The organism is Pseudomonas sp. XP2 (assembly GCF_053557975.1).
In genome coordinates this window covers 16,309-37,178 of the sequence record NZ_JBNRIK010000006.1, presented here as the reverse complement: position 1 = coordinate 37,178, position 20,870 = coordinate 16,309, and the positions used below count along the sequence as shown (strand labels likewise).

Genomic DNA, 20,870 nt, shown 5'->3' with positions numbered 1-20,870 from the left:
CTATATGGCAACCATCAAAGACGTCGCGGCATTGGCGGGCATTTCCTACACCACCGTGTCCCATGTATTGAACAAGACCCGGCCGGTCAGCGAACACGTGCGGCAGAAGGTTGAAGCCGCCATTATCGAGCTGGACTACGTGCCCAGCGCGGTGGCGCGTTCACTCAAGGCGCGCAGCACAGCCACCATCGGCCTGCTGGTGCCCAACAGCGTCAACCCGTACTTCGCCGAGCTGGCACGGGGCATTGAAGATGCCTGCGAACGCAACGGCTACTGTGTGATTTTGTGCAACTCCGACGATAACCCACAGAAGCAGCGCAGTTACCTGCGCGTGCTGCTGGAAAAGCGCATCGATGGCCTGGTGGTGGCCTCGGTGGGCCAGGACAGCGACCTGCTGCAAAGCCTGGCCTGCGTGCGCACGCCCATGGTGATCGTCGACCGTGAGCTGGAAGGCGTGGATGCCGACCTGGTGCGCATCGACCACGAGCACGGCGCCTACCTGGCTACCCAGCATCTGCTAGAGCTTGGCCACCGCGACGTCGCCTATATTGGCGGCCCCGCCGAAACCGGGGTTACCCAGCTGCGCCTGAACGGCTTCCGCCGTGCCATGGCCGAAGCCGGCGTGCCGGTACTGGGCAGCCGTGTGCTGCACTGCGACTTCACCAGCCCGGGTGGGCATGCGGCAGCGGCGCAGGTACTGGAGGGCAAACGGCCCACGGCGATTTTTGCCGGCAATGACATGATCGGGTTTGGCGTGCTGCGTGCGGCAGCCGAACGCAATATCAGCGTGCCGGGCGAGCTGTCGGTGATCGGTTTCGACGACATCGAGCTCAGCCGCTATGTGTACCCGCCGCTGACCACGGTAGGCCAGTCGATTCGCGAGCTGGGCGAGAGCGCCGCCTCTTTGTTGCTGTCGCGTATCGGCACACCGCGCCAAGGTGCGGCGGAGCAACGCATCGTTGCGCCGCGCATCGTACTGCGTGAGTCCACCGGGCCGCGCCCGGACCTGTTCAACGATTACCGCTAACGCTAAGGAAATGTCATGAATGCCAAGGTTGTGGTGGTCGGCAGCCTCAATATGGACCTGGTGGCTCGCGCCCAGCGCCTGCCCCGGGCCGGCGAAACACTCCCCGGCGATAGCTTTTTCACCGTGCCGGGCGGCAAGGGCGCCAACCAGGCCGTGGCGGTGGCACGGCTGGGCGGTAGCGTGGCAATGATCGGCAATGTGGGTGACGATGACTATGGCCGGCAACTGCATCGGGCCCTTTATGTCGAGGGCATCGATTGCCAGGGCGTCAGCACGTGCCCAGGGGTATCCAGCGGTGTGGCACTGATTACCGTGGATGCTGCCAGCCAGAACTGCATTGTCATCATTCCTGGCGGCAACGGCCTGCTGACGCCGCACTCGGTACAGCGCTTCGATGCGCTGCTGCAGGCAGCCGAGGTGGTCATCTGCCAACTGGAAGTGCCGGCCGACACCGTGGCCTGGACCCTGGCCAGGGCCCGTGAACTGGGCAAGCAGGTGATCCTGAACCCGGCGCCGGCCACCGGGCCCTTGCCGGCGGGCTGGTTTGCCTGCATCGATTACCTCACACCTAACGAAAGCGAGGCCGAAGCCCTGACCGGCGTGGCTGTTACGGACCAGGACAGTGCGCGGCATGCTGGCGAGCGCTTGCTGCAACTGGGGGCGGGTAAAGTGATCATCACCCTGGGCGCGCAAGGGGCCTTGCTGGTGACTGCCCAAGGTCATCAGCACTACCCGGCGCCGGTGGTGCAGCCGCTGGACACCACCGCTGCTGGTGATACTTTCATCGGTGGCTTTGCTGCCGGGCTGGTGCGGGGGCTGGAGGAGGGCGAAGCCATTGCCTTTGGCCAGCGTGCCGCAGCCTTGTCGGTTACCCGTGCTGGCGCCCAGCCGTCGATCCCTTACCTGGCGGAGCTGACACCATGAAGAAAACCCCCTTGCTGAACGTTGCCCTGTCGCGGGTCATTGCCGGCATGGGGCATGGCGATATCCTGGTGATCGGCGATGCCGGGCTGCCGGTGCCACCAGGCGTGGAACTGATCGACCTGGCCATCACGCCCGGTCTGCCGGATTTCGCCAGCGTGTTGCGGGCGGTGCTGAGCGAGCTGCAGGTAGAGCGGCATGTGCTGGCTGAAGAAATGCAGAAAGTGGTGCCGCCAGCGCTGATCGAAATCGAGCGGCTGAAGGGCAAGCTGGGCAAGCGCGAATGGCTGAGCCATGAGGATTTCAAGGTGTTGTCGCGCAGTGCCCGTGCAGTGGTGCGTACCGGTGAGTGCCAGCCCTACAGCAACATCGCCCTCATCTCCGGCGTCACTTTCTGACAGCCACCGCGCTTTTTGTAGGAGCGGCCTTGTGCCGCGATGGGGCGCGAAGCGGCCCCAGATTTTCAGCTTCGCAGCAAAACTTTCCGGGGCCGCTTCGCGCCCCATCGCGGCACAAGGCCGCTCCTACAGGGGGCTGCGGTGTGTTTGTGTCCTGTGTTCTGGCAACAAGGAGTGCCCCATGCTCAAGCCCCTGCTACAAGGACTCGCCTTCATGGCCACAGCCACCACCCTTCAGGCCGCCCCCATCGACCTGATCATCGACACCGACCCTGGCGCCGACGACGTGGTCGCGCTGTTTCTGGCCATGGCCTCGCCCGACGAGCTCAATATACGCGCCATCACCACCGTGGCAGGCAACGTGCGCCTGGACAAAACCTCGCGAAATGCCCGCCTGGCCCGCGAATGGGCGGGTCGCGAAGACATCCCCGTGTACGCCGGCGCCGGCCGCCCACTGGTGCGCGCGCCGATATACGCCGCCGATGTTCATGGTGAAGAAGGCCTTACCGGGGTACAGGTGCACGAGCCCAAAGCGCCTCTGGCCCAAGGCAATGCCGTGCAATACCTGATCGACACCCTCGGCACAGCCAAACCGCACAGCATCACCGTGGCCATGCTCGGCCCGCAGACCAACCTGGCCTTGGCGCTGATCCAGCGCCCGGACATCGTCAAGGCCATCAAGGAGGTGGTGGTCATGGGCGGTGCCCATTTCAACGGAGGCAACATCACCCCTGTGGCGGAATTCAACCTCTATGCCGACCCGCATGCCGCCGAAGTGGTGCTGGCCAGCGGTGTGCAGCTCACCTACCTGCCGCTGGACGTCACTCACAAGCTGCTGACCAGCGACGCACGCCTGAAACAACTGGCAACCGTGAACAACCAGGCCAGCAAGCGCGTGGTGGATATCCTGAATGCCTACATCACCCACGACATGGACCTGTACGGCATGCCCGGCGGCCCGGTGCACGACGCCAGTGTCATTGCCTACCTGCTAAAGCCCGAGCTGTTCAGTGGCCGGCGTATCCACATGAGCATCGACAGCCGCGAAGGCCCAACTTTCGGCCAGACGGTTGCCGACTGGTACGGCGTGCTCAAGCAGCCGGCGAATGTGTTGTGGGTGGAGCAGGGCGATGCTCAGGGGCTGTTTGACCTGCTCAGCGCCCGTCTGGCGCGATTGGAATAGCCGCGTGCGGCGCGTAGCGCTCGAACACCTGGTCGATGAAGCTGCGGGCCGCCTCGGCACCGTTGTCGCGTACCAACAGGTCGATGGCGATCAACAGCAATTCTTCCGGTGTGCCAGGGCTGTACGCGCTCTGGCCCTCCGCCCATTTGACCTTGATGTCGGCATCGATGCTGTGGGTACTCATGAAAAGCTCTCGCTGGGGCCCGGGACGAAGGGGTGAACACCTGACCCTGGTGTTCGATGGAGGCGGGATGCGCTCCACTTCTTGCAGTAAATCATGGCTTTGCGCCAGTGACTGTGCGCGCTAAGCATATGGCAAACGCAGTGGGTTGTGCAAAATCCGGTCACGATTGCTTTTCGCCTCGCTGCCAGAGTTCAGGCAGACTTGACCGGTTTTGCAACGAATACCCAGAGGAGCTGTCGGAACAGACAGTTCCCGGACCTATTTAGGAGGCTTCATGTTCCGTACCCGTGCTTACCTGGCAACCCTGGCGGTGGCTGCTGTCCTGGCTGGTTGCAGCACTGGTGGCAACGCCGATGGTGGTGCTGTGCCAGCTTCGCCTGTAGCCAATGACGGCCGCTGCGATGCCAGTGGCGCCGATTTTGCCATTGGCAAGCCTGCCAGCGCCGAGCTGCTGGAGCAGGCACGCAAGGCCAGTGGCTCGCAGATGGCACGCATTCTCAAGCCGCACGACGTGGTAACCCTGGAGTACCGCTCCGAACGCCTGAACCTGAACGTGGACGAGCAGGGCAAGGTAACCCGCGTCAACTGCGGTTGATGCAGCTCCAAAGGCCCATGCGGTCCCTGTAGGAGCGGCCTTGCCGGGGCGCCGGACCGGCCGGAAAGGGCCGCAAAGCGGCCCCAGGTTTTTAGCTTCACCGCCTGAAGCAAAGAGCAGCGTGTGCTGCCTGGTCAGCGCCCATAAAAAAACCCGCCACAAGGGCGGGTTTTTTCACAGCTTCCGAATTACTCCGGACGAACCTGAGCAGCCTGCATGCCCTTCTGACCGCGCTCGGCGACGAAGGAAACAGTCTGACCTTCTTTCAGGCTCTTGAAGCCGTCGGATTCGATGGCTTTGAAGTGAACGAACAGGTCGTCGCCGCCGCCTTGTGGGGTGATGAAGCCGAAGCCTTTCTCATCATTGAACCATTTGACGGTGCCGGTTTGGCGATTGGACATGGGATGAATCTCCAGAAACTTGAAATTTTTCGAAGTGCCTAGACGCCTGAGCTGTCTGGCACAGAGGACATCATAGTCTAATTCTGCAGAACTAGCGCCTTTTACCTTCACCAGATGTTGATCTAACGCAAAATAGTTACCGGCGGTCACCGGCTTTAAGGGTTCAGCGCTTCGGTGCGCAGGCCTGTTGCACCACAGTCTGGGCCTTCTGCATCAGCTTGGCGTCAACGCCATCGTTGCTGTTAAGGTCGGCAATCTCGGCGTCGGTGAAATTCTTTTCGATGGCTCGTGCGCCGCAGTCGCAGTGTTTTTTCGCGGTGGCAGCGTCAACGCCCTGGCTGCCGGCCACTTGCGTGCACTGGGCGGTGTAGGCGGCCTCCTTCCCGGCGGGGAAGTTGCCAGCGTTCGCAGCCACGGGCAGCAGCAGGGCGCCAGCGGCCGCCAGGGCCAGAAGAGACGGAACTCGCATAACCAGTTACTCCTTGGGTCAAGGTCTCATCAAGAGTAGGTTGCTTCCTAAGGTCTGAGCCGTATTTTTCCGCGATAGTTCACCGCTGCGGTGCAATTTCCAAATATTTCTGCCTGGGGCGCAACCCGCGTGCTAGCATGCCCGGCTTGTAGTCGCGCTGTGCCGGCTGCAGCTATCTTTTTTCTTTCCAGTCACTCTGGTTCGTCCCTTGCAAGCCGAAAGGCTTCTGCCACTGTGAGGCAGGCTTCCTTATGAAGGAAGGCAGGCCGGATCTTGTACTGGCTCATCCCAACCCACGTGACCTTTGGTAGGGGTCACCACTAGGAGAGGAGGCGCCATGCCCATTATTACTCTTCCCGATGGCAGTCAACGTTCGTTTGACCACGCCGTATCCGTCGCCGACGTAGCCGCATCCATCGGTGCCGGCCTGGCCAAGGCCACGGTCGCCGGCAAGGTCGATGGCAAACTGGTCGACGCGTGCGACCTGATCAGCCACGACGCCACCCTGCAGATCATCACCCCTAAAGATGAAGAGGGACTGGAGATCATCCGTCACTCGTGCGCCCACTTGGTCGGCCACGCAGTGAAGCAGCTGTACCCGACCGCCAAGATGGTCATCGGCCCGGTTATCGATGAAGGCTTCTATTACGACATCGCCTACGAGCGCCCCTTCACCCCTGAAGACATGGCTGCCATCGAAAAGCGCATGATGGAGCTGATCGAGAAAGACTACGACGTGGTCAAGAAAGTGACCCCGCGCGCCGAAGTCATCGATGTGTTCAAGGCCCGTGGCGAAGACTACAAGCTGCGCCTGGTCGAGGACATGCCGGATGAGCAGGCCATGGGCCTGTATTATCACGAAGAATATGTCGACATGTGCCGTGGCCCGCACGTGCCGAACACCCGCTTCCTCAAGGCATTCAAGCTGACCAAGCTGTCCGGTGCCTACTGGCGCGGTGATGCCAAGAACGAGCAGCTGCAGCGCGTGTACGGCACCGCCTGGGCCGACAAAAAGCAGCTGGCTGCCTACGTTCAGCGCATCGAAGAAGCCGAAAAACGCGACCATCGCAAGATCGGCAAGCAGCTCGACTTGTTCCACCTGCAGGAAGAAGCCCCGGGCATGGTGTTCTGGCATGCCAACGGCTGGACTGTATACCAGGTGCTTGAGCAGTACATGCGCCAGGTTCAGCGCGCCAACGGCTACCTGGAAATCAAGACCCCGCAGGTTGTTGACCGTATTCTCTGGGAGCGTTCCGGGCATTGGTCCAACTACGCCGAGAACATGTTCACCACGTCGTCGGAAAGCCGTGACTACGCGGTAAAACCGATGAACTGCCCGTGCCACGTGCAGGTGTTCAACCAGGGCCTGAAAAGCTACCGCGACCTGCCGCTGCGCCTGGCCGAGTTTGGTGCCTGCCACCGTAACGAGCCGTCCGGCGCCCTGCACGGCATCATGCGCGTGCGTGGCTTCGTGCAGGACGACGCGCACATCTTCTGCACCGAAGACCAGGTGAAGAAAGAAGCCGCCGACTTCATCAAGCTGACCCTGGACGTGTACAAAGACTTCGGCTTCAGCGATATCGCCATGAAGTTGTCCACCCGTCCGGCCAAGCGTGTCGGTTCTGAAGAGCTGTGGGACCGTGCCGAATCGGCACTGGCCGACGCCCTGAACGAATCGGGCCTGGAGTGGGAATACCAGCCAGGCGAGGGCGCTTTCTATGGCCCGAAAATCGAGTTTACCTTGCGCGACTGCCTCGGCCGTAACTGGCAGTGTGGTACCCTGCAGTACGACCCGAACCTGCCAGAGCGTCTGGATGCCAGCTATATCGCCGAAGATAACAGCCGTGTTCGCCCGGTCATGCTGCACCGCGCCATCCTCGGTTCGTTCGAGCGCTTTATCGGCATGCTGATCGAGCACTACGCTGGCGTGTTCCCGGCGTGGCTGGCACCGACCCAGGCGGTGATCATGAATATCACCGACAAACAGGCCGATTTCGCCCTCGAGGTTGAGAAATCTCTGAACGGTAGCGGTTTCCGTGCCAAGTCGGACTTGAGAAATGAGAAGATCGGCTTTAAAATCCGCGAGCATACTTTGCTCAAGGTCCCGTACCTTTTGGTTATAGGGGATCGCGAAGTCGAAACGCAGACCGTTGCAGTGCGTACTCGCGAAGGCGCAGACCTGGGCTCCATGCCCGTCGCCCAATTCGCTGAGCTTCTGACACAAGCGGTTTCCCGGCGTGGTCGCCAAGAATCGGAGTAATGACTATTAAGCGTGAAATGAGAAACGATAAGCGTGCTGTACCGAAGGCCCCGATCAACGAGAATATCTCGGCCCGCGAGGTTCGGTTAATTGGCGCAGACGGCGAGCAGGTTGGCATCGTCTCGATTGATGAAGCGCTGCGTATCGCTGATGAAGCGAAGCTGGACCTGGTAGAAATCTCTGCAGACGCGGTACCGCCCGTCTGCAAGGTCATGGACTACGGCAAGCACCTCTTCGAGAAGAAGAAGCAGGCCAACGAAGCCAAGAAAAACCAGAAGCAGATCCAGATCAAAGAAATCAAGTTTCGTCCAGGGACGGAGGATGGGGATTACCAGGTAAAACTACGCAACCTGGTACGTTTCCTTACCGATGGGGACAAGGCCAAGATCTCTCTGAGATTCCGTGGTCGTGAGATGGCCCACCAGGAGCTGGGCATGGAGTTGTTGAAGCGGGTTGAAAATGACCTGCTTGAATACGGCACCGTTGAGCAGCATCCGAAGATGGAAGGACGCCAGCTTATGATGGTCATCGCCCCCAAGAAAAAGAAGTAATCTCCCGGGCACGGCAGGCCTGATGATTATGTGTAATTTTATCGAATGCGGAGTTCCAACATGCCAAAAATGAAAACCAAAAGCGGTGCTGCGAAGCGCTTCCTGAAGACAGCTTCGGGCTTCAAGCACAAGCACGCTTTCAAGAGCCACATCCTGACCAAAATGTCGACCAAGCGTAAGCGTCAACTGCGCGGTGCCAGCTTGCTGCACCCGTCTGACGTGGCAAAAGTCGAGCGCATGCTGCGCGTTCGTTAATTCTGGTTAAGATAGAGGAAGTTACTCATGGCTCGTGTTAAGCGTGGCGTCATCGCTCGTAAGCGTCACAAGAAAATTCTGAAACTGGCTAAAGGTTACTACGGTGCACGCTCGCGCGTATTCCGCGTAGCCAAGCAAGCGGTCATCAAGGCAGGCCAATACGCCTACCGCGACCGTCGCCAGAAGAAGCGTCAGTTCCGCGCACTGTGGATCGCTCGTATCAACGCCGGTGCCCGCAATAACGGTCTGTCCTACAGCCGTCTGATTGCTGGCCTGAAAAAGGCTTCGATCGAAATCGACCGTAAGGTTCTGGCCGATCTGGCAGTGAACGAAAAAGCGGCGTTTGCTGCGATTGTCGAGAAAGCTAAAGCCGTTCTGGCTTAAGTACCCGCGACAATCACCCGGCGGCGCTAGCGCCGTCGGGCATTGAACGTCATCGATAGGGGAAGAGCCTTCAAAGCTCTTCCCCTATTTTCGTATCTGGAGTCTGTACATGGAAAACCTGGATGCGCTGGTCTCCCAAGCCCTAGAGGCCGTGGAGCGCGCTGAAGACATCAATGCCCTGGAACAGATCCGGGTTAATTATCTCGGCAAGAAGGGCGAACTGACCCAGGTGATGAAGACCCTGGGCAACCTGCCAGCCGAAGAGCGGCCGAAAGTCGGCGCGCTGATCAACGACGCCAAAGAGCGCGTCACCGTTGTGCTCAATGCCCGCAAGGCTGCCTTTGAAGAAGCCGAGCTCAGCGCTCGCCTGGCTGCCGAATGCATTGACGTCACCCTGCCAGGCCGCGGCCAGGCCACCGGTGGCCTGCACCCGATCACCCGTACACTCGAGCGCATCGAGCAGTTCTTCACCCACATCGGCTACGGCATTGCCGAAGGCCCAGAGGTCGAAGACGACTACCACAACTTCGAAGCGCTCAACATCCCTGGCCACCACCCGGCGCGGGCGATGCACGATACCTTCTACTTCAATGCCAACATGCTGCTGCGCACCCACACCTCGCCGGTGCAGGTGCGGACCATGGAGTCCACCCAGCCGCCCATCCGCATTGTATGCCCGGGCCGCGTATACCGCTGTGACTCGGATATCACCCACTCGCCGATGTTCCACCAGGTCGAAGGCCTGCTGATCGATCGCGATATCAACTTCGCCGACCTCAAGGGCACTATCGAAGAATTCCTGCGGGTGTTCTTCGAAAAAGAACTGGCGGTGCGTTTCCGCCCGTCGTTCTTCCCCTTCACCGAGCCGTCCGCCGAAGTCGACATCCAGTGCGTGATGTGTTCCGGCAACGGCTGCCGCGTGTGCAAGCAAACCGGCTGGCTGGAAGTGATGGGCTGCGGCATGGTGCACCCGAGCGTGCTGCGCATGTCCGGCATCGACCCTGAAGAGTTCCAGGGCTTCGCCTTCGGCATGGGCGCCGAGCGCCTGGCCATGCTGCGCTATGGCGTCAACGATTTGCGTCTGTTCTTCGACAACGACCTGCGGTTCCTTGCCCAATTCCGCTAGGCCCAATCGACGCACATTCTAGGAGAACAGCATGAAATTCAGTGAACAGTGGCTGCGCGGTTGGGTAAACCCGCAAGTCTCCCGTGACGAACTGGTCGCCCGCCTGTCCATGGCCGGCCTCGAAGTCGACAGCGTTACCCCCGCTGCCGGCCAGTTCAGCGGCATTGTCGTGGGCGAAATCCTCGCCACCGAACAGCACCCGGACGCCGACAAGCTGCGCGTGTGCCAGGTGAGCAACGGCCAGGAAACTTTCCAGGTCGTGTGCGGCGCCCCTAACGCCCGCCCAGGCATCAAGGTGCCGTTCGCCATGATCGGCGCCGAGCTGTCTGGCGACTTCAAGATCAAGAAGGCCAAGCTGCGCGGCGTCGAGTCCTTCGGCATGCTGTGCTCGGCGGCCGAGCTGGAAATCAGCGAAGAGAACGACGGCCTGCTGGAGTTGGCGGCTGATGCCCCGGTTGGCGAAAACATTCGCACCTACCTGAGCTTGGACGACGCCAGCATCGAGATCGGCCTGACGCCCAACCGCGGTGACTGCCTGTCCATCGCCGGCCTGGCCCGCGACGTCAGCGCGTTGTACGACACCCCGGTCACCCGCCCGGTGGTGCCTGCCGTAGCGCCTGCCCACGACGAAGTGCGCCCGGTGGAGGTCAGCGCCCCGGCTGCCTGCCCACGCTACCTGGGCCGCGTTATCCGTAACGTCGACCTGAGCAAGCCGACCCCACTGTGGATGGTCGAACGCCTGCGCCGCAGCGACGTGCGCAGCATCGACGCTGCCGTCGACATCACCAACTACGTGATGCTCGAACTCGGCCAGCCGATGCACGCCTTCGACCTGGCAGAAATCAACGGCGGCATCCGCGTACGCATGGCCGAAGAGGGCGAAAAACTCGTCCTGCTCGACGGCCAGGAAGTTGCCCTGCGCGCAGACACCCTGGTAATCGCCGACCACACCCGCGCCCTGGCCATCGCCGGCGTCATGGGTGGCGAGCACAGCGGTGTGAACACCGAAAAAACCCGCGACCTGTTCCTGGAAAGCGCCTTCTTCGAGCCGATTTCCGTTGCCGGTAAAGCCCGTTCCTACGGCCTGCACACCGATGCCTCGCACCGCTACGAGCGCGGCGTCGACTCGCAGCTGGCCCGCGAAGCTATCGAGCGCGCCACCCAGCTGCTGCTGGACATCGTTGGCGGCGAAGCCGGCCCGGTCGTTGAAGCTGTCAGCGAGCAACACCTGCCAAAAGTGGCCCCCGTCACCCTGCGCGCCGAACGCATCACCCAGATGCTCGGCATGGAAATGGACCCAGCCCAGGTCGAGCAACTGCTCAACGCTCTGGAGCTGACCACCACCAAGAGTGGCGGCTCTGAAGGTGTAGCGCAGTGGACCGTCAACGTCCCGAGCCACCGCTTCGACATCAGCCTGGAAGTGGACCTGATCGAAGAGCTGGCCCGCCTGTACGGCTACAACAACCTGCCGGTTCGCTACCCGCAAGCCCGCCTGGCGCCAAAAGGCAAGCCGGAAACCCGCGGTGACCTGCCGACCCTGCGCCGCCTGCTGGTTGCCCGCGGCTACCAGGAAGCCATCACCTACAGTTTCATCGACCCGAAACTGTTCGAACTGTTCAGCCCGGGCGTAGAGCCGCTGTTGCTGGCCAACCCCATTTCCAGCGACATGGCCGCCATGCGCGCCTCGCTGTGGCCGGGCCTGGTCAAGGCACTGCAGCACAACCTGAACCGCCAGCAAGACCGCGTGCGCCTGTTCGAAAGCGGCCTGCGCTTCGTCGGCCAACTGGGTGACCTGCAACAGCAGCCAATGATTGCCGGCGTAATCACCGGCAGCCGCCTGCCAGAAGGCTGGGCCAACGGCCGCGACGGCGTCGACTTCTTCGACGTAAAAGCCGACGTCGAAGCCCTGCTGGGCTACTCCGGCGCCCTGAGCGACTTCACCTTCAGCGCCGGCAAACACCCAGCCCTGCACCCAGGCCAGACCGCCGCCATCGAGCGCGACGGCAAACTGGTCGGCTACCTTGGCGCCATCCACCCAGAGCTGGCCAAAGCCCTGGGCCTGGATCGCCCGGTGTTCCTGTTCGAGCTGGTGCTGGGCGATGTGGTCGAAGGCCGCCTGCCGAAATTCAGCGAGCTGTCCAAGTTCCCGGAAACCCGTCGCGACCTGGCTTTGATTGCAGGACGTGATGTAGCTTCTAGCGCGGTGCTTGAATTAATTCGTGACAATGCAGGCGAATGGCTCACAGACCTCAGGCTGTTTGATGTCTACCAAGGTAAAGGCATTGATCCTGATAGAAAAAGCCTTGCCGTTGGCTTGACCTGGCAGCATCCATCGCGCACTCTTAACGACGATGAGGTGAACACTACCCTGCAAAACATCCTCACCTCGCTCGAACAAAGGTTGAACACCACGTTAAGGAAATAACGGCATGGGTGCTCTGACGAAAGCTGAGATGGCCGAAAGGCTGTACGAGGAGCTGGGGCTTAACAAGCGTGAGGCCAAGGAGCTGGTCGAGCTGTTTTTCGAAGAAATTCGGCACGCACTTGAAGAGAACGAGCAGGTGAAGCTGTCCGGTTTCGGCAACTTCGACCTTCGCGACAAACGCCAGCGGCCGGGCCGCAACCCTAAAACAGGGGAAGAGATCCCGATCACTGCACGGCGCGTCGTCACCTTTCGTCCAGGGCAGAAGTTGAAGGCCCGGGTTGAGGCCTATGCTGGAACCAAGCCATAACGACGAACTGCCCCCCATACCGGGCAAACGCTACTTCACCATTGGTGAAGTCAGCGAGCTGTGTGCTGTAAAGCCACACGTGCTGCGGTACTGGGAGCAGGAGTTCGACCAGCTTAATCCTGTGAAGCGGCGGGGGAATCGGCGGTATTATCAGCGGCAGGATGTGCTGATGATCCGCCAGATTCGTGCGCTGCTTTATGACCAAGGGTTCACCATTGGCGGGGCGCGGTTACGGCTCTCCAGTGATGAGGCTAAGGATGAATCCAGCCAGTACAAGCAGCTGATTCGGCAGATGATTGTTGAGTTGGAGGATGTGTTGGTGGTTTTGAAGAAGTGAGATCTTTCGCATAGGTGGAATTTTTTTAAGAAAAAGCTTCCACTTATCAGATGGTTAGGGTACATTCTTCAACGTCCTCAGCAACATTGAGGACATGCTTCAAGCCCAGTCGGGGCGTAGCGCAGCCCGGTAGCGCACTTGCATGGGGTGCAAGGGGTCGAGTGTTCGAATCACTCCGTCCCGACCATTATTGAAACGGAAAAGCCCAGTCGGTGACGACTGGGCTTTTTCGCGTTTCCGTGCTTAATGCGGAATGTGAAACATGGTATCTATGAACGCTGCAGAGGTGATCTTTGGAATGGATCGCCACAAATAATTAGCTTGCCCCGTTAGCAGGCGGGTGGCACTAGACGAGCTGGCTCGCAGCACCAGGGATTTTCCCGGGAGCATCCCGTGGTCGCGGAGGAGCCGTACTGCATTTGAGCTATCATTTCGGCCTTATTGCAGGCACCGGGCACCATACGTTCGCAAGGGAAGTTAGAAAGCGTGTAGGAACACGCTCAGGGCCCTTCTGATGGTGTGGGCTGAGCGTCCGCGATGGGTCCAAAAGCCTTAGTTCACAGGCCGTGATGCCTTGCTGGCTTGATTTCGCGTAGGAAAAAGCTGAGAGTGGCGGAGAAAATTGCCGCAAGGACGCACAGTTAGTGACTCAGCTTTCCCTACTGAAAAGCCCCGCCGCTGTACAGGCTGCAATGGATGAGTTTTCGCGTTTGGGGCGTGTGGCGTTTCTCAAGCGATACGGCTTTGATAAGTCTAGGGATTACATGGTCCGCAACCCTCGAACTGGCGAGCCATGTGATTCCAAGGCGATTGTGGGTGTTGCCTTTGGTAAGCAGTTTCCTACTCAAGGCGTGCTCGGGGCGGATGATTTCTTAGGCGGTGAAATGACCGTAGTTCCGCTGCTTCGGAGCTTGGGTTTTGAGGTTACACGAACCGGGCAGGATTGGACGGAGGATGAAGTCCACGCCACAGTCGTGGACTATTTTGAAATGCTGCGCTTGGAAGCTGATGGCGTGGGCTTCAACAAGTCCGGCCACAACGAGGTCTTGCGCAAGCAGCTCAGGGGGCGAAGCAAAGCTTCTGTAGAGCTCAAACATCAAAACATTAGCGCCATTCTCGCAGGCATGGGCCTGCCTTTCATTCAGGGCTACAAACCGCGTGGCAACAGCCAATTATTGTTGCGCAAGGCTGTCCAGGATTATGTGCTTCGACATTCCACAGATGTGGGCAAGATCGTTGACGCATTGGAGGAGGTAAAAACTCCGGCACAGAAAACTTACTCCGCTGTGCTAATCGAGTCTCCGGTCATGGAGGAGAGGCAAAAACTCGTTGTGCCGACCCATCCACGACAACGCCTACCGCGCAAGCTTGACCACGCCGCTCGGGACGAAGCGAATCGTAAATTGGGCCGATTGGGGGAGGATTGGGTAATTGGTTACGAGCAGCATCGCCTGACTGAAATTGGTCATCCAGAGTTGTTCCAGAGGCTGGAGTGGATCTCGGATACTCAAGGTGATGGCGCCGGCTACGACATTCTCTCGTTCGAAAGCCCTGCTCTCCATCGCTATATCGAGGTGAAGGCGACGAATGGAGGGATCGCATCCTCATTCATCGTTAGCCACAATGAGCTGGAGTTCTCTGTGGAAGCAGGGGGCCAGTTTTATCTTTATCGGGTTTTCCAGCTTAGCGGTGAGCCAAAGCTCTTCATTCTGCGAGGTGACTTGTCGAACCAGCTCTACCTAAAACCGTTGGACTTCAGGGCGAGCTTCCGCGAGCACTTCCGCTAGTAAAGCAAATTTTTTAATTTATGTGCTTAGCGTCAGTTGGCTTTAGAGCATGCCTGCGTTGGAAATCATGGAGGAGCAATGTCAGTGTCGATTGATCACACCCTCAAGGTTTTAGAAGTATTAAGCCGCTGTGAACCACGTAAAGTCCGCCGCACCGATGTAGAGGCTAGATCTCAGTTAATCGCAAATGGGTGCCTAGGTTTTTCGTTTATTTTTTTACTCGCAAACGGATTGTTCGTATTTTTTTACAATGTTAAGCCTCCATCCGTGGCAGCCAAAATATTTGTAGTTGTGATGTTTCTACTCACTACGATTCTGGCTCTGGCTGCTTTAATAATTCCAATGATCGCCTCATTAGTATTGCTGCGGAAATGGAAAGCGCTAGCCCTTAACAGCTTGTGTGAGGATGTGCGCCATGAGCATAAGCTGGCTGGTCAATTGGAGTTTTATGGACTTCCTGTATTGAAGGACGCACGATTTTGGTTGGAAAGGCGAGTCAGCCGAATAAATGCTACTTCAGGAAGATTTTTTGGTGAGAAAACAGCAGTCGTTGGTCTGCTGGCGACCTCATACTCGTTTGTCGGCGAATTTGGTGGTTTGAACTGGGTTGGGCAGACACTCGCAGCAGGCTTCACGCTGGATAATCTTGGTAATACCCTGCTGCTTTGGGTTGGGGCTTTTTTGTTTGGTTTTTCAATAGGGGCGATATTGTTGGGATGTCTTGCGGCCCGTTATCGCTACCAAATCGAAATTCTTGATGTGGCTTTGAAGGATGCTAGTAAAGAAAGCCCAGAACTGGATGTTAGTTTGGAACATTCGAAAGTGGGTGAGTAATGTTCCTGATAGATAACAGGGCCGCAGCGCGGCCCTCTTGCGACGCAAGACTGCTTCCACATAGAGAAAATCTACTGTGAATTGTCAGCGGTCCTTCATCATCCCCAGCTCCGCATCATCCATCAGCGCTTTGGCCAAAGCGCAAAGGTAGTGGGAGGCCCAAATCAGCTGTGGCTTGTCTTCCATCAAGCCATCCAAGGTCATATCCCTTGCGTAGCCCATCAGCTCTGATGCTTGTTCCCGCGCGCTCTGGCAAGGGATACCGGCTTCAATGCGAAACAGCGGATGGGTCTGGTTTTCACCCTGATAGAAGGTGGTTTTGCCGACGGTGAATGTGGTTTCTTCTGTGGACATTGTTCAATCTCCCCGAAATCTCTAGTGCCTGGGCTGGCCTCTCGCCGGCAAGCCAGCTCCCACAAGTGCTGCATAGGCTTCACGGTCTGCGGCCTTGCACACATCAATGTCGGGGCTCGGCTTGCAGGCGTTTGGTTTCTGAGCGACACATCATTTAGGCTTCAGTGCAAAGTCCTAGGCTCGGTGGGCATCTGCACCTGGATCAGTGCGGACTCAAGCAAAGCTCGCAGCGTCTCCAGTTCATGCATCGAGGCCATCATCAGAATCGACGCTGGTGACTTGGGCTGTAGCAGCATTGCCTGATGCACAACGGTCGCCGCGCATAGCGCGTAGTCCGTGGCTTGGATGAGGGTGTCTTCAAGGCAGAGAGTATTTTGGGGTGGATCTGGGACTATCTTCAGCATGCTTACGCTCCAACAATGGTTGAGCTGCTATCCACTTCGCTGTCAAACGGGAGGGTGGCAGCTGTACGCGGGTTGACAGACCGAGATTGTTGGCACTCGGCGCACACGAGGGTGCCCGCACGTACAGCCGCCATAAGCGTTTGCACACGGACAACAATCGACGGTCTGTCAAAACCGGTCGCTGAATTGGCAGCGACCGGTCGAGACTAGGGCTGACTATTTCCATGTGCAACGAAAAACAGGCGCGAGGAGTATCTTTGGGAAATGGCCTACAAGGAAGGGGTTATTTCTGATTTTTCGACCCGCTGCCGTTCCTCAAGACGTCGACAGGAAACAGGCGGGCAAAAGAAAGCCCGCCGAGGCGGGCTAAGTACTATCACGTAGGGATAGCTTGATACTGCCCAAGCCACTGTGAAAATGGGGTGAAAGAAAAGTCCCCAGAATGTGATCAGCCAGCGACGTTAGCGGGGCCTTGCGCCCTTTACAGCTGGGCTTTGTGCCGCTGGTAGCGCTGAAAACGGGTAACAGCGATCTGGACGGCAGCTGCCACGAGGCACAGCAGGCCGATTTTCCAGCTGCCCTCCAGGCCGTAATGCTCGGCGATTTTTCCAGTGAGTAGGACGCTAACGAAGATGGCGAAAGGCAGGATCAATTTGTTCATCGGGTCTTCCAGCAGGCTGCAAATGGCTTGGGTGAGGATGCGGTCACCCAGCGGAAATGCCGCGATCTTAGCAAATCTGCTACCGGCTTTGTGGTCACATCCCCAGCGGCTGCAAGGTCTGCTGTCTGTAGCGCGATAATAGCAAAGGGGCAGCATGGACTTCCGCCGTTCGGCGCTCGAAACTGATCCACTCTCATCTCGACCAGGGCAGGTCATGAATAACCTGAAACGGACCACCTCTCTCATCCTACTGCTGGCAGTGGCTTCGTTAACCGCTTGCGTCCCTTGGAAACGCGAGCGTGCCGCCTACGCGGACCTCTGCGAATCCCAGTTCCAGTTCAAGGTGCCAGGGCCGCAGGGTGAGACCACGCTTTACCTGGAAACCTACCTCTACGACCACGCCGCCCTATGGGGCGAAAAGCCCTACAAGCAAGCCCTGTACGTGCAGTACCCGGGCGAGAAGTACTCGCGGCAGGAATTTTATGTGCAAATGGTCGCCTACAACAAAGACCGTCAGCGCCCGTCGACTGGTTCCAAGCGTGGCGAGCCGCCGATACCGGTGCTGTACGACAGCCGTCAGGCTTACATTACCTTTGAAGACGGTTCGCGGCTGAATGCACGGCCCGAGGTGTACGTGGGCGTTAACGAGACCTACGACTTTCCGTTGGTAAATGAGAAGACCGCCCGGCCATCGCCGTACGACATCAACAGCGATGAAGTGCACCGGATGATTCCCAAGATGACCAACAACAAGCGCTATGGCTCGGCGTATGTGATTTTCCAGACGGACAAGTTCGATGCGGACTCCAAATGGACGATTCATCTGGGGGCACTGGATGTGCAGGGCCGCAAGGTGGAGATTCCGCCGCTGAAGCTCTGCTATCACCCGGTGAAGAAATGGATTGGGATTGAGCCGCTGATGAGGCCTTAAGGGTATTTCCGAAATGGGCCGGGGTGGGGCCGGGCCTGAGGTCGGCCAGCTATGGCCAATGGGGCCGCTTCGCGGCCCATCGCAGGCAAGCCAGCTCCTACAGCTGGCGGGGTGGGGCAGGGCTTGATGTTGGTCAGTTATGGCCAATGGGGCCGCTTTGCGGCCCATCGCAGGCAAGCCAGCTCCTACAGGTGCGGTGCATGGCTTGCTTTTGGGGCTTGAGGCTTGGGCAGCCGTGGTCAGTCAACCCACCGCCACAGGGGCTCGTCCAGCAAACCCACCCCTCGCAACTGCGTTTGCCCGTGGTGCTTCTCAAGCTCCAGCACATTGCACCCGTCGCACGCGGTCAATGCGTCGATCAGCGGCTTGCTGTGCGACACCACCCACACCTGGCTACGTTGGGAAGCGCGGATGATCAGGCGGGCAAGCGCAGGGAGCAGGTCGGCATGCAGGCTGGTTTCCGGTTCGTTCAGCACCATCAGTGACGGCGGGCGTGGTGTCAGCAGCGCCGCCATCAGCAACAGGTACCTCAAGGTGCCATCCGATAATTCAGCAGCCCCTAACGGGCGCAGCAGCCCATGCTGGTGTAGCCGCACGCTGAACAGCCCGCCCGGCGGTGCATCGATCGCCAGGCGGCTGCCGGGAAACGCGTCGTCCAGCGCAGCTACCAGGTCTTCGACATCACCTATCTCGATAATGGTCTGCAGCGCCGAAGCGAGGTTGCGGCCGTCGTGATGCAACACTGGCGACCGGGTACCCAGCTGTGGCTGTCGGCAAGGCGCGTCGCGGTCGATGCGAAAGTGGTCGTAGAACCGCCAGCTGTTGATGAACGCGCGCAGCTCACCAATCTCTGGCGCCTGGCGGGGCCGGCCGACGATGTTGAAAAAGCTTTCGCCGCTGTCGGCATGCTGATCGAGCACCGCCCAGCTGCGGCCCTCGCGGGCGCGCACCAGGGCGTTCTTGCGCTCGACCAGCAATGAAGCGGGCCGGTAGGCGCCAGCGCCCCAGATGGCCTCGCACTTTATCTCAGGGTCGAGCATGAACGCGGTTGGATACGGCAGGGGAATCGGCAGGCCGAGGGAGATGGCAAAACCGAAATGCTCGGTGGCAAAGCCCAGGCGCAGGCGCCTGGCTTCGCTCGGGTGCTGGCCTTGGATGGGCACTTCGCCGCGCCTCATCCGTGCGCTGGTTTCCGGGCCAGCCCACCAGGTCGAATCCAGCCCGCCTTCACGGGCCAGGGCTTCGATCACGCCGCCCTGGGCGGTTTCGGCCAGCAGGCGCAGGGCTTTGTACAGGTTGGATTTGCCGCTGCCGTTGGCACCGGTCACCAGGTTGAGCTGGCCTAACGGCAACACCAGGTGGTTGATCGAGCGGTAGTTGCCGATGGCGAGGGTGGTGAGCATGCGGTGCGTCCCAGCTTGACTGAGTGAGCGATTGTGGCCGAACTGCACCTGGCTTACTACCGCTCAACACGGCTGCGGGGGAGGGGCATGCACCCATCAAAAGCCGTTCCGCTTGGCTGCCGTCACCGAAAGTTGTCACGGCCATTGCGAAATTCCTGGTTTCGGCTAACTTGTACAAAAACCTGTACAAGCATGAGAGGTTGTACATGTCTTGCAAGTGGCCCTTCACGCTGTACTTTGACGGCGCCTGCCCATTGTGCGCTCGGGAGATAGCCTTTCTGCGCAGGCAATCGACCGGGGCAAAGCTCATCCTGGTGGACATCAGTGATGACGATTTCGATCCGGCAGCATTGGGCTTGACGGTTGAGCAACTGAGGTCGTGCCTGCATGGAAGGTTCGCGAGCGGGCACTGGGTTACAGGCTTGGACGCCACCTTGTGGAGTTGGCGTGCTGCCGATGTGGGCATGTGGGTCGCGCCACTGGCCTGGCGTCCGCTACGTCCCCTGTTTTCGGTGCTTTACAGACTGTTCTGCCGTTTGAGGCCACACTTGGCCTGGCTACCACATCCCGCTGGCGGGCACCGCTGTAGCGGTGAGGAGTCCAAATGTCACATTCGTTAGCCGAGCACTATCATGAAATCCTGGTCGGTATTGGTGAAAACCCCCAGCGCGAAGGGCTCCTGGACACACCCCAGCGTGCGGCCAAAGCGATGCAGTACCTGTGCAACGGGTATGCGCAGAATCTTCACGAGGTCGTGAACGGTGCTTTGTTCGAGAGTGAAAACGATGAAATGATTGTGGTGCGCGACATCGAACTCTACTCCTTGTGCGAACACCACCTGTTGCCATTCATTGGCAAGGCGCATGTCGCGTACCTGCCAACAGGGCGCGTGTTAGGGCTTTCCAAGGTTGCACGCGTGGTGGACATGTTCGCCCGTCGTTTACAGATACAGGAAAACCTCACGCGGCAAATTGCGTATGCCGTGCAGGAAGTCACGGATGCCGCAGGGGTAGCGGTCGTGATCGAAGCCAAGCATATGTGCATGATGATGCGCGGTGTGGAGAAGCAGAACTCGGTGATGATGACATCCGTGATGTTAGGTGAATTTCGCGACGCCCCGTCGACGCGGCACGAATTCCTTAACCTCATTGGACGACACAATTGACACCCGGTCCTGAACCGCTGCGAAGGGGCGCCCAGATGAATACCGATGCTACTGCTTTATCTCCAAGCCGCTTCGCTGTCCTGGGGTACGGCGGTCTGCTGCCGTTTATTGGTTTGACGTTGCTCATCTTTTTTGGGGCTGAATATCGAGCGTTTTTCTCGATGATGCTGGTGGGCTATGGCGCGGTGATATTGAGCTTCGTCGGTGCCCTGCACTGGGGGTTCGCCATGACGTTGCAGGGGTTGCCCGCGAAGCAGCGTCAAGAGCGACTGGTGTGGAGTGTCATACCGGCCCTGATCGGTTGGGTTGGCACGTTGCTGCCTGTGCCATTGGGGTGTCTGGTGTTGACCTTTGGTTTTATCGGCCATCTTTGGCAGGACCGCAAACTGGCGCAAGCGGTGCCTGGGTGGTATCTGCCGATGCGCGTGCAGCTCACTGCTGTAGCGAGCCTCTGTTTGCTGATCAGTGGACTTGCGGTATCCCTTCATTTTTGAAACCCCAAGCCACC

26 protein-coding genes and 1 tRNA gene are annotated in these 20,870 nt (G+C 59.1%); 20 read left to right on the top strand and 7 right to left on the bottom strand.

All coding sequences use genetic code 11. The annotated features are described in order from the left end of the window. Positions 1-4: 4 nt before the first annotated feature. From ACK1VC_RS09085 to ACK1VC_RS09070, 4 genes are all read left to right on the top strand, one after another. A complete protein-coding gene (locus ACK1VC_RS09085) occupies positions 5-1,027 on the top strand; it encodes a LacI family DNA-binding transcriptional regulator (RefSeq protein ID WP_016487892.1) in 1,023 nt (340 codons plus the stop codon). Positions 1,028-1,042: 15 nt separating this feature from the next. Further along, entirely contained in the window at positions 1,043-1,951 is a 909-nt protein-coding gene (gene rbsK, locus ACK1VC_RS09080; RefSeq protein WP_145913996.1) for a ribokinase, read from the top strand. Then, a complete protein-coding gene (gene rbsD, locus ACK1VC_RS09075; protein WP_016487890.1) occupies positions 1,948-2,346 on the top strand; it encodes a D-ribose pyranase in 399 nt (132 codons plus the stop codon). Before rbsK ends, rbsD begins: the two co-directional genes overlap by 4 nt. Positions 2,347-2,527: 181 nt before the next feature. Continuing rightward, on the top strand, positions 2,528-3,529 hold the full coding sequence (locus tag ACK1VC_RS09070) for a nucleoside hydrolase (protein WP_016487889.1): 1,002 nt from the start codon (positions 2,528-2,530) through the stop codon (positions 3,527-3,529). Here the strand turns inward: ACK1VC_RS09070 and ACK1VC_RS09065 are convergent. Then, positions 3,501-3,713, bottom strand: coding sequence for a hypothetical protein (locus ACK1VC_RS09065; protein WP_016487888.1), 213 nt, complete (start codon positions 3,711-3,713; stop codon positions 3,501-3,503). The genes ACK1VC_RS09070 and ACK1VC_RS09065 overlap by 29 nt on opposite strands. A gap of 274 nt (positions 3,714-3,987) precedes the next feature. Here ACK1VC_RS09065 and ACK1VC_RS09060 point away from each other — a divergent pair, with 274 nt between their 5' ends. After that, positions 3,988-4,308: an I78 family peptidase inhibitor gene (locus tag ACK1VC_RS09060; protein WP_016487887.1), complete on the top strand. Its 321-nt coding sequence runs from the start codon at positions 3,988-3,990 to the stop codon at positions 4,306-4,308. Between the two features lie 188 nt (positions 4,309-4,496). Here the strand turns inward: ACK1VC_RS09060 and ACK1VC_RS09055 are convergent, their stop codons facing one another. Together ACK1VC_RS09055 and ACK1VC_RS09050 are read right to left on the bottom strand one after the other, a co-directional pair. Beyond that, entirely contained in the window at positions 4,497-4,709 is a 213-nt protein-coding gene (locus ACK1VC_RS09055) for a cold-shock protein (protein ID WP_012273095.1), read from the bottom strand. A 163-nt stretch (positions 4,710-4,872) separates the two neighbouring features. Then, positions 4,873-5,178 (bottom strand): hypothetical protein, encoded by a 306-nt coding sequence (locus ACK1VC_RS09050; RefSeq protein ID WP_023049112.1) that lies wholly within the window; start codon positions 5,176-5,178, stop codon positions 4,873-4,875. A 337-nt stretch (positions 5,179-5,515) separates the two neighbouring features. On the opposite strand from ACK1VC_RS09050, the gene thrS reads away from it, so the two are divergent. The 11 genes from thrS (at position 5,516) to ACK1VC_RS08995 (ending at position 15,444) form a co-directional block, all read left to right on the top strand. Next, complete coding sequence (gene thrS, locus ACK1VC_RS09045) at positions 5,516-7,438, top strand: threonine--tRNA ligase (RefSeq protein ID WP_016487885.1); 1,923 nt, start codon at positions 5,516-5,518, stop codon at positions 7,436-7,438. Next, positions 7,438-7,989, top strand: a complete 552-nt coding sequence (gene infC / locus ACK1VC_RS09040; RefSeq protein ID WP_016487884.1) for a translation initiation factor IF-3 — start codon at positions 7,438-7,440, stop codon at positions 7,987-7,989. Before thrS ends, infC begins: the two co-directional genes overlap by 1 nt. Before the next feature lie 60 nt (positions 7,990-8,049). Continuing rightward, a complete protein-coding gene (gene rpmI, locus ACK1VC_RS09035) occupies positions 8,050-8,244 on the top strand; it encodes a 50S ribosomal protein L35 (protein ID WP_003250667.1) in 195 nt (64 codons plus the stop codon). A 27-nt stretch (positions 8,245-8,271) separates the two neighbouring features. Then, positions 8,272-8,628, top strand: coding sequence for a 50S ribosomal protein L20 (rplT, locus tag ACK1VC_RS09030; RefSeq protein ID WP_009394046.1), 357 nt, complete (start codon positions 8,272-8,274; stop codon positions 8,626-8,628). A gap of 109 nt (positions 8,629-8,737) precedes the next feature. Next, positions 8,738-9,754, top strand: coding sequence for a phenylalanine--tRNA ligase subunit alpha (gene pheS / locus ACK1VC_RS09025; RefSeq protein ID WP_016487883.1), 1,017 nt, complete (start codon positions 8,738-8,740; stop codon positions 9,752-9,754). A 31-nt stretch (positions 9,755-9,785) separates the two neighbouring features. Continuing rightward, positions 9,786-12,179: a phenylalanine--tRNA ligase subunit beta gene (pheT, locus tag ACK1VC_RS09020; RefSeq protein WP_016487882.1), complete on the top strand. Its 2,394-nt coding sequence runs from the start codon at positions 9,786-9,788 to the stop codon at positions 12,177-12,179. Between the two features lie 4 nt (positions 12,180-12,183). Beyond that, positions 12,184-12,486, top strand: coding sequence for an integration host factor subunit alpha (ihfA, locus tag ACK1VC_RS09015; protein WP_003250679.1), 303 nt, complete (start codon positions 12,184-12,186; stop codon positions 12,484-12,486). Next, positions 12,467-12,823, top strand: coding sequence for a MerR family transcriptional regulator (locus ACK1VC_RS09010; protein WP_003250681.1), 357 nt, complete (start codon positions 12,467-12,469; stop codon positions 12,821-12,823). The genes ihfA and ACK1VC_RS09010 overlap by 20 nt, the downstream gene beginning before the upstream one ends. 110 nt (positions 12,824-12,933) lie before the next feature. Next, positions 12,934-13,010 (top strand) — tRNA-Pro (locus tag ACK1VC_RS09005). Between the two features lie 457 nt (positions 13,011-13,467). Continuing rightward, positions 13,468-14,610, top strand: a complete 1,143-nt coding sequence (locus tag ACK1VC_RS09000) for a DUF3883 domain-containing protein (RefSeq protein WP_023048732.1) — start codon at positions 13,468-13,470, stop codon at positions 14,608-14,610. Between the two features lie 78 nt (positions 14,611-14,688). Beyond that, a complete protein-coding gene (locus tag ACK1VC_RS08995) occupies positions 14,689-15,444 on the top strand; it encodes a hypothetical protein (protein ID WP_134792814.1) in 756 nt (251 codons plus the stop codon). A gap of 84 nt (positions 15,445-15,528) precedes the next feature. On the opposite strand, the gene ACK1VC_RS08990 is transcribed toward ACK1VC_RS08995, so the two are convergent. The 3 genes from ACK1VC_RS08990 to ACK1VC_RS08980 form a co-directional block, all read right to left on the bottom strand. Beyond that, on the bottom strand, positions 15,529-15,798 hold the full coding sequence (locus ACK1VC_RS08990) for a DUF3077 domain-containing protein (protein WP_023048730.1): 270 nt from the start codon (positions 15,796-15,798) through the stop codon (positions 15,529-15,531). A 161-nt stretch (positions 15,799-15,959) separates the two neighbouring features. Next, entirely contained in the window at positions 15,960-16,202 is a 243-nt protein-coding gene (locus tag ACK1VC_RS08985) for a hypothetical protein (protein ID WP_023048729.1), read from the bottom strand. A 481-nt stretch (positions 16,203-16,683) separates the two neighbouring features. Then, on the bottom strand, positions 16,684-16,863 hold the full coding sequence (locus ACK1VC_RS08980) for a hypothetical protein (RefSeq protein WP_016487733.1): 180 nt from the start codon (positions 16,861-16,863) through the stop codon (positions 16,684-16,686). 214 nt (positions 16,864-17,077) lie between these two features. Here ACK1VC_RS08980 and ACK1VC_RS08975 point away from each other — a divergent pair, with 214 nt between their 5' ends. After that, positions 17,078-17,794 (top strand): hypothetical protein, encoded by a 717-nt coding sequence (locus ACK1VC_RS08975; RefSeq protein ID WP_096426258.1) that lies wholly within the window; start codon positions 17,078-17,080, stop codon positions 17,792-17,794. A gap of 239 nt (positions 17,795-18,033) precedes the next feature. Here the strand turns inward: ACK1VC_RS08975 and ACK1VC_RS08970 are convergent, their stop codons facing one another. Then, on the bottom strand, positions 18,034-19,197 hold the full coding sequence (locus ACK1VC_RS08970; protein ID WP_016487731.1) for an AAA family ATPase: 1,164 nt from the start codon (positions 19,195-19,197) through the stop codon (positions 18,034-18,036). Between the two features lie 206 nt (positions 19,198-19,403). Here ACK1VC_RS08970 and ACK1VC_RS08965 point away from each other — a divergent pair, with 206 nt between their 5' ends. Genes ACK1VC_RS08965 through ACK1VC_RS08955 form a run of 3 tightly spaced genes read left to right on the top strand, consistent with a single transcriptional unit; the run spans position 19,404 to position 20,856 of the window. Next, positions 19,404-19,817: a thiol-disulfide oxidoreductase DCC family protein gene (locus ACK1VC_RS08965; RefSeq protein ID WP_145914657.1), complete on the top strand. Its 414-nt coding sequence runs from the start codon at positions 19,404-19,406 to the stop codon at positions 19,815-19,817. Then, positions 19,802-20,362 (top strand): GTP cyclohydrolase I FolE, encoded by a 561-nt coding sequence (gene folE / locus ACK1VC_RS08960; protein ID WP_016487730.1) that lies wholly within the window; start codon positions 19,802-19,804, stop codon positions 20,360-20,362. The genes ACK1VC_RS08965 and folE overlap by 16 nt, the downstream gene beginning before the upstream one ends. A 35-nt stretch (positions 20,363-20,397) precedes the next feature. Continuing rightward, the gene (locus ACK1VC_RS08955) at positions 20,398-20,856 is read left to right on the top strand and encodes a DUF3429 domain-containing protein (RefSeq protein ID WP_191086741.1); all 459 of its coding nucleotides are present in this window, start codon (positions 20,398-20,400) and stop codon (positions 20,854-20,856) included. Positions 20,857-20,870 lie beyond the last annotated feature (14 nt).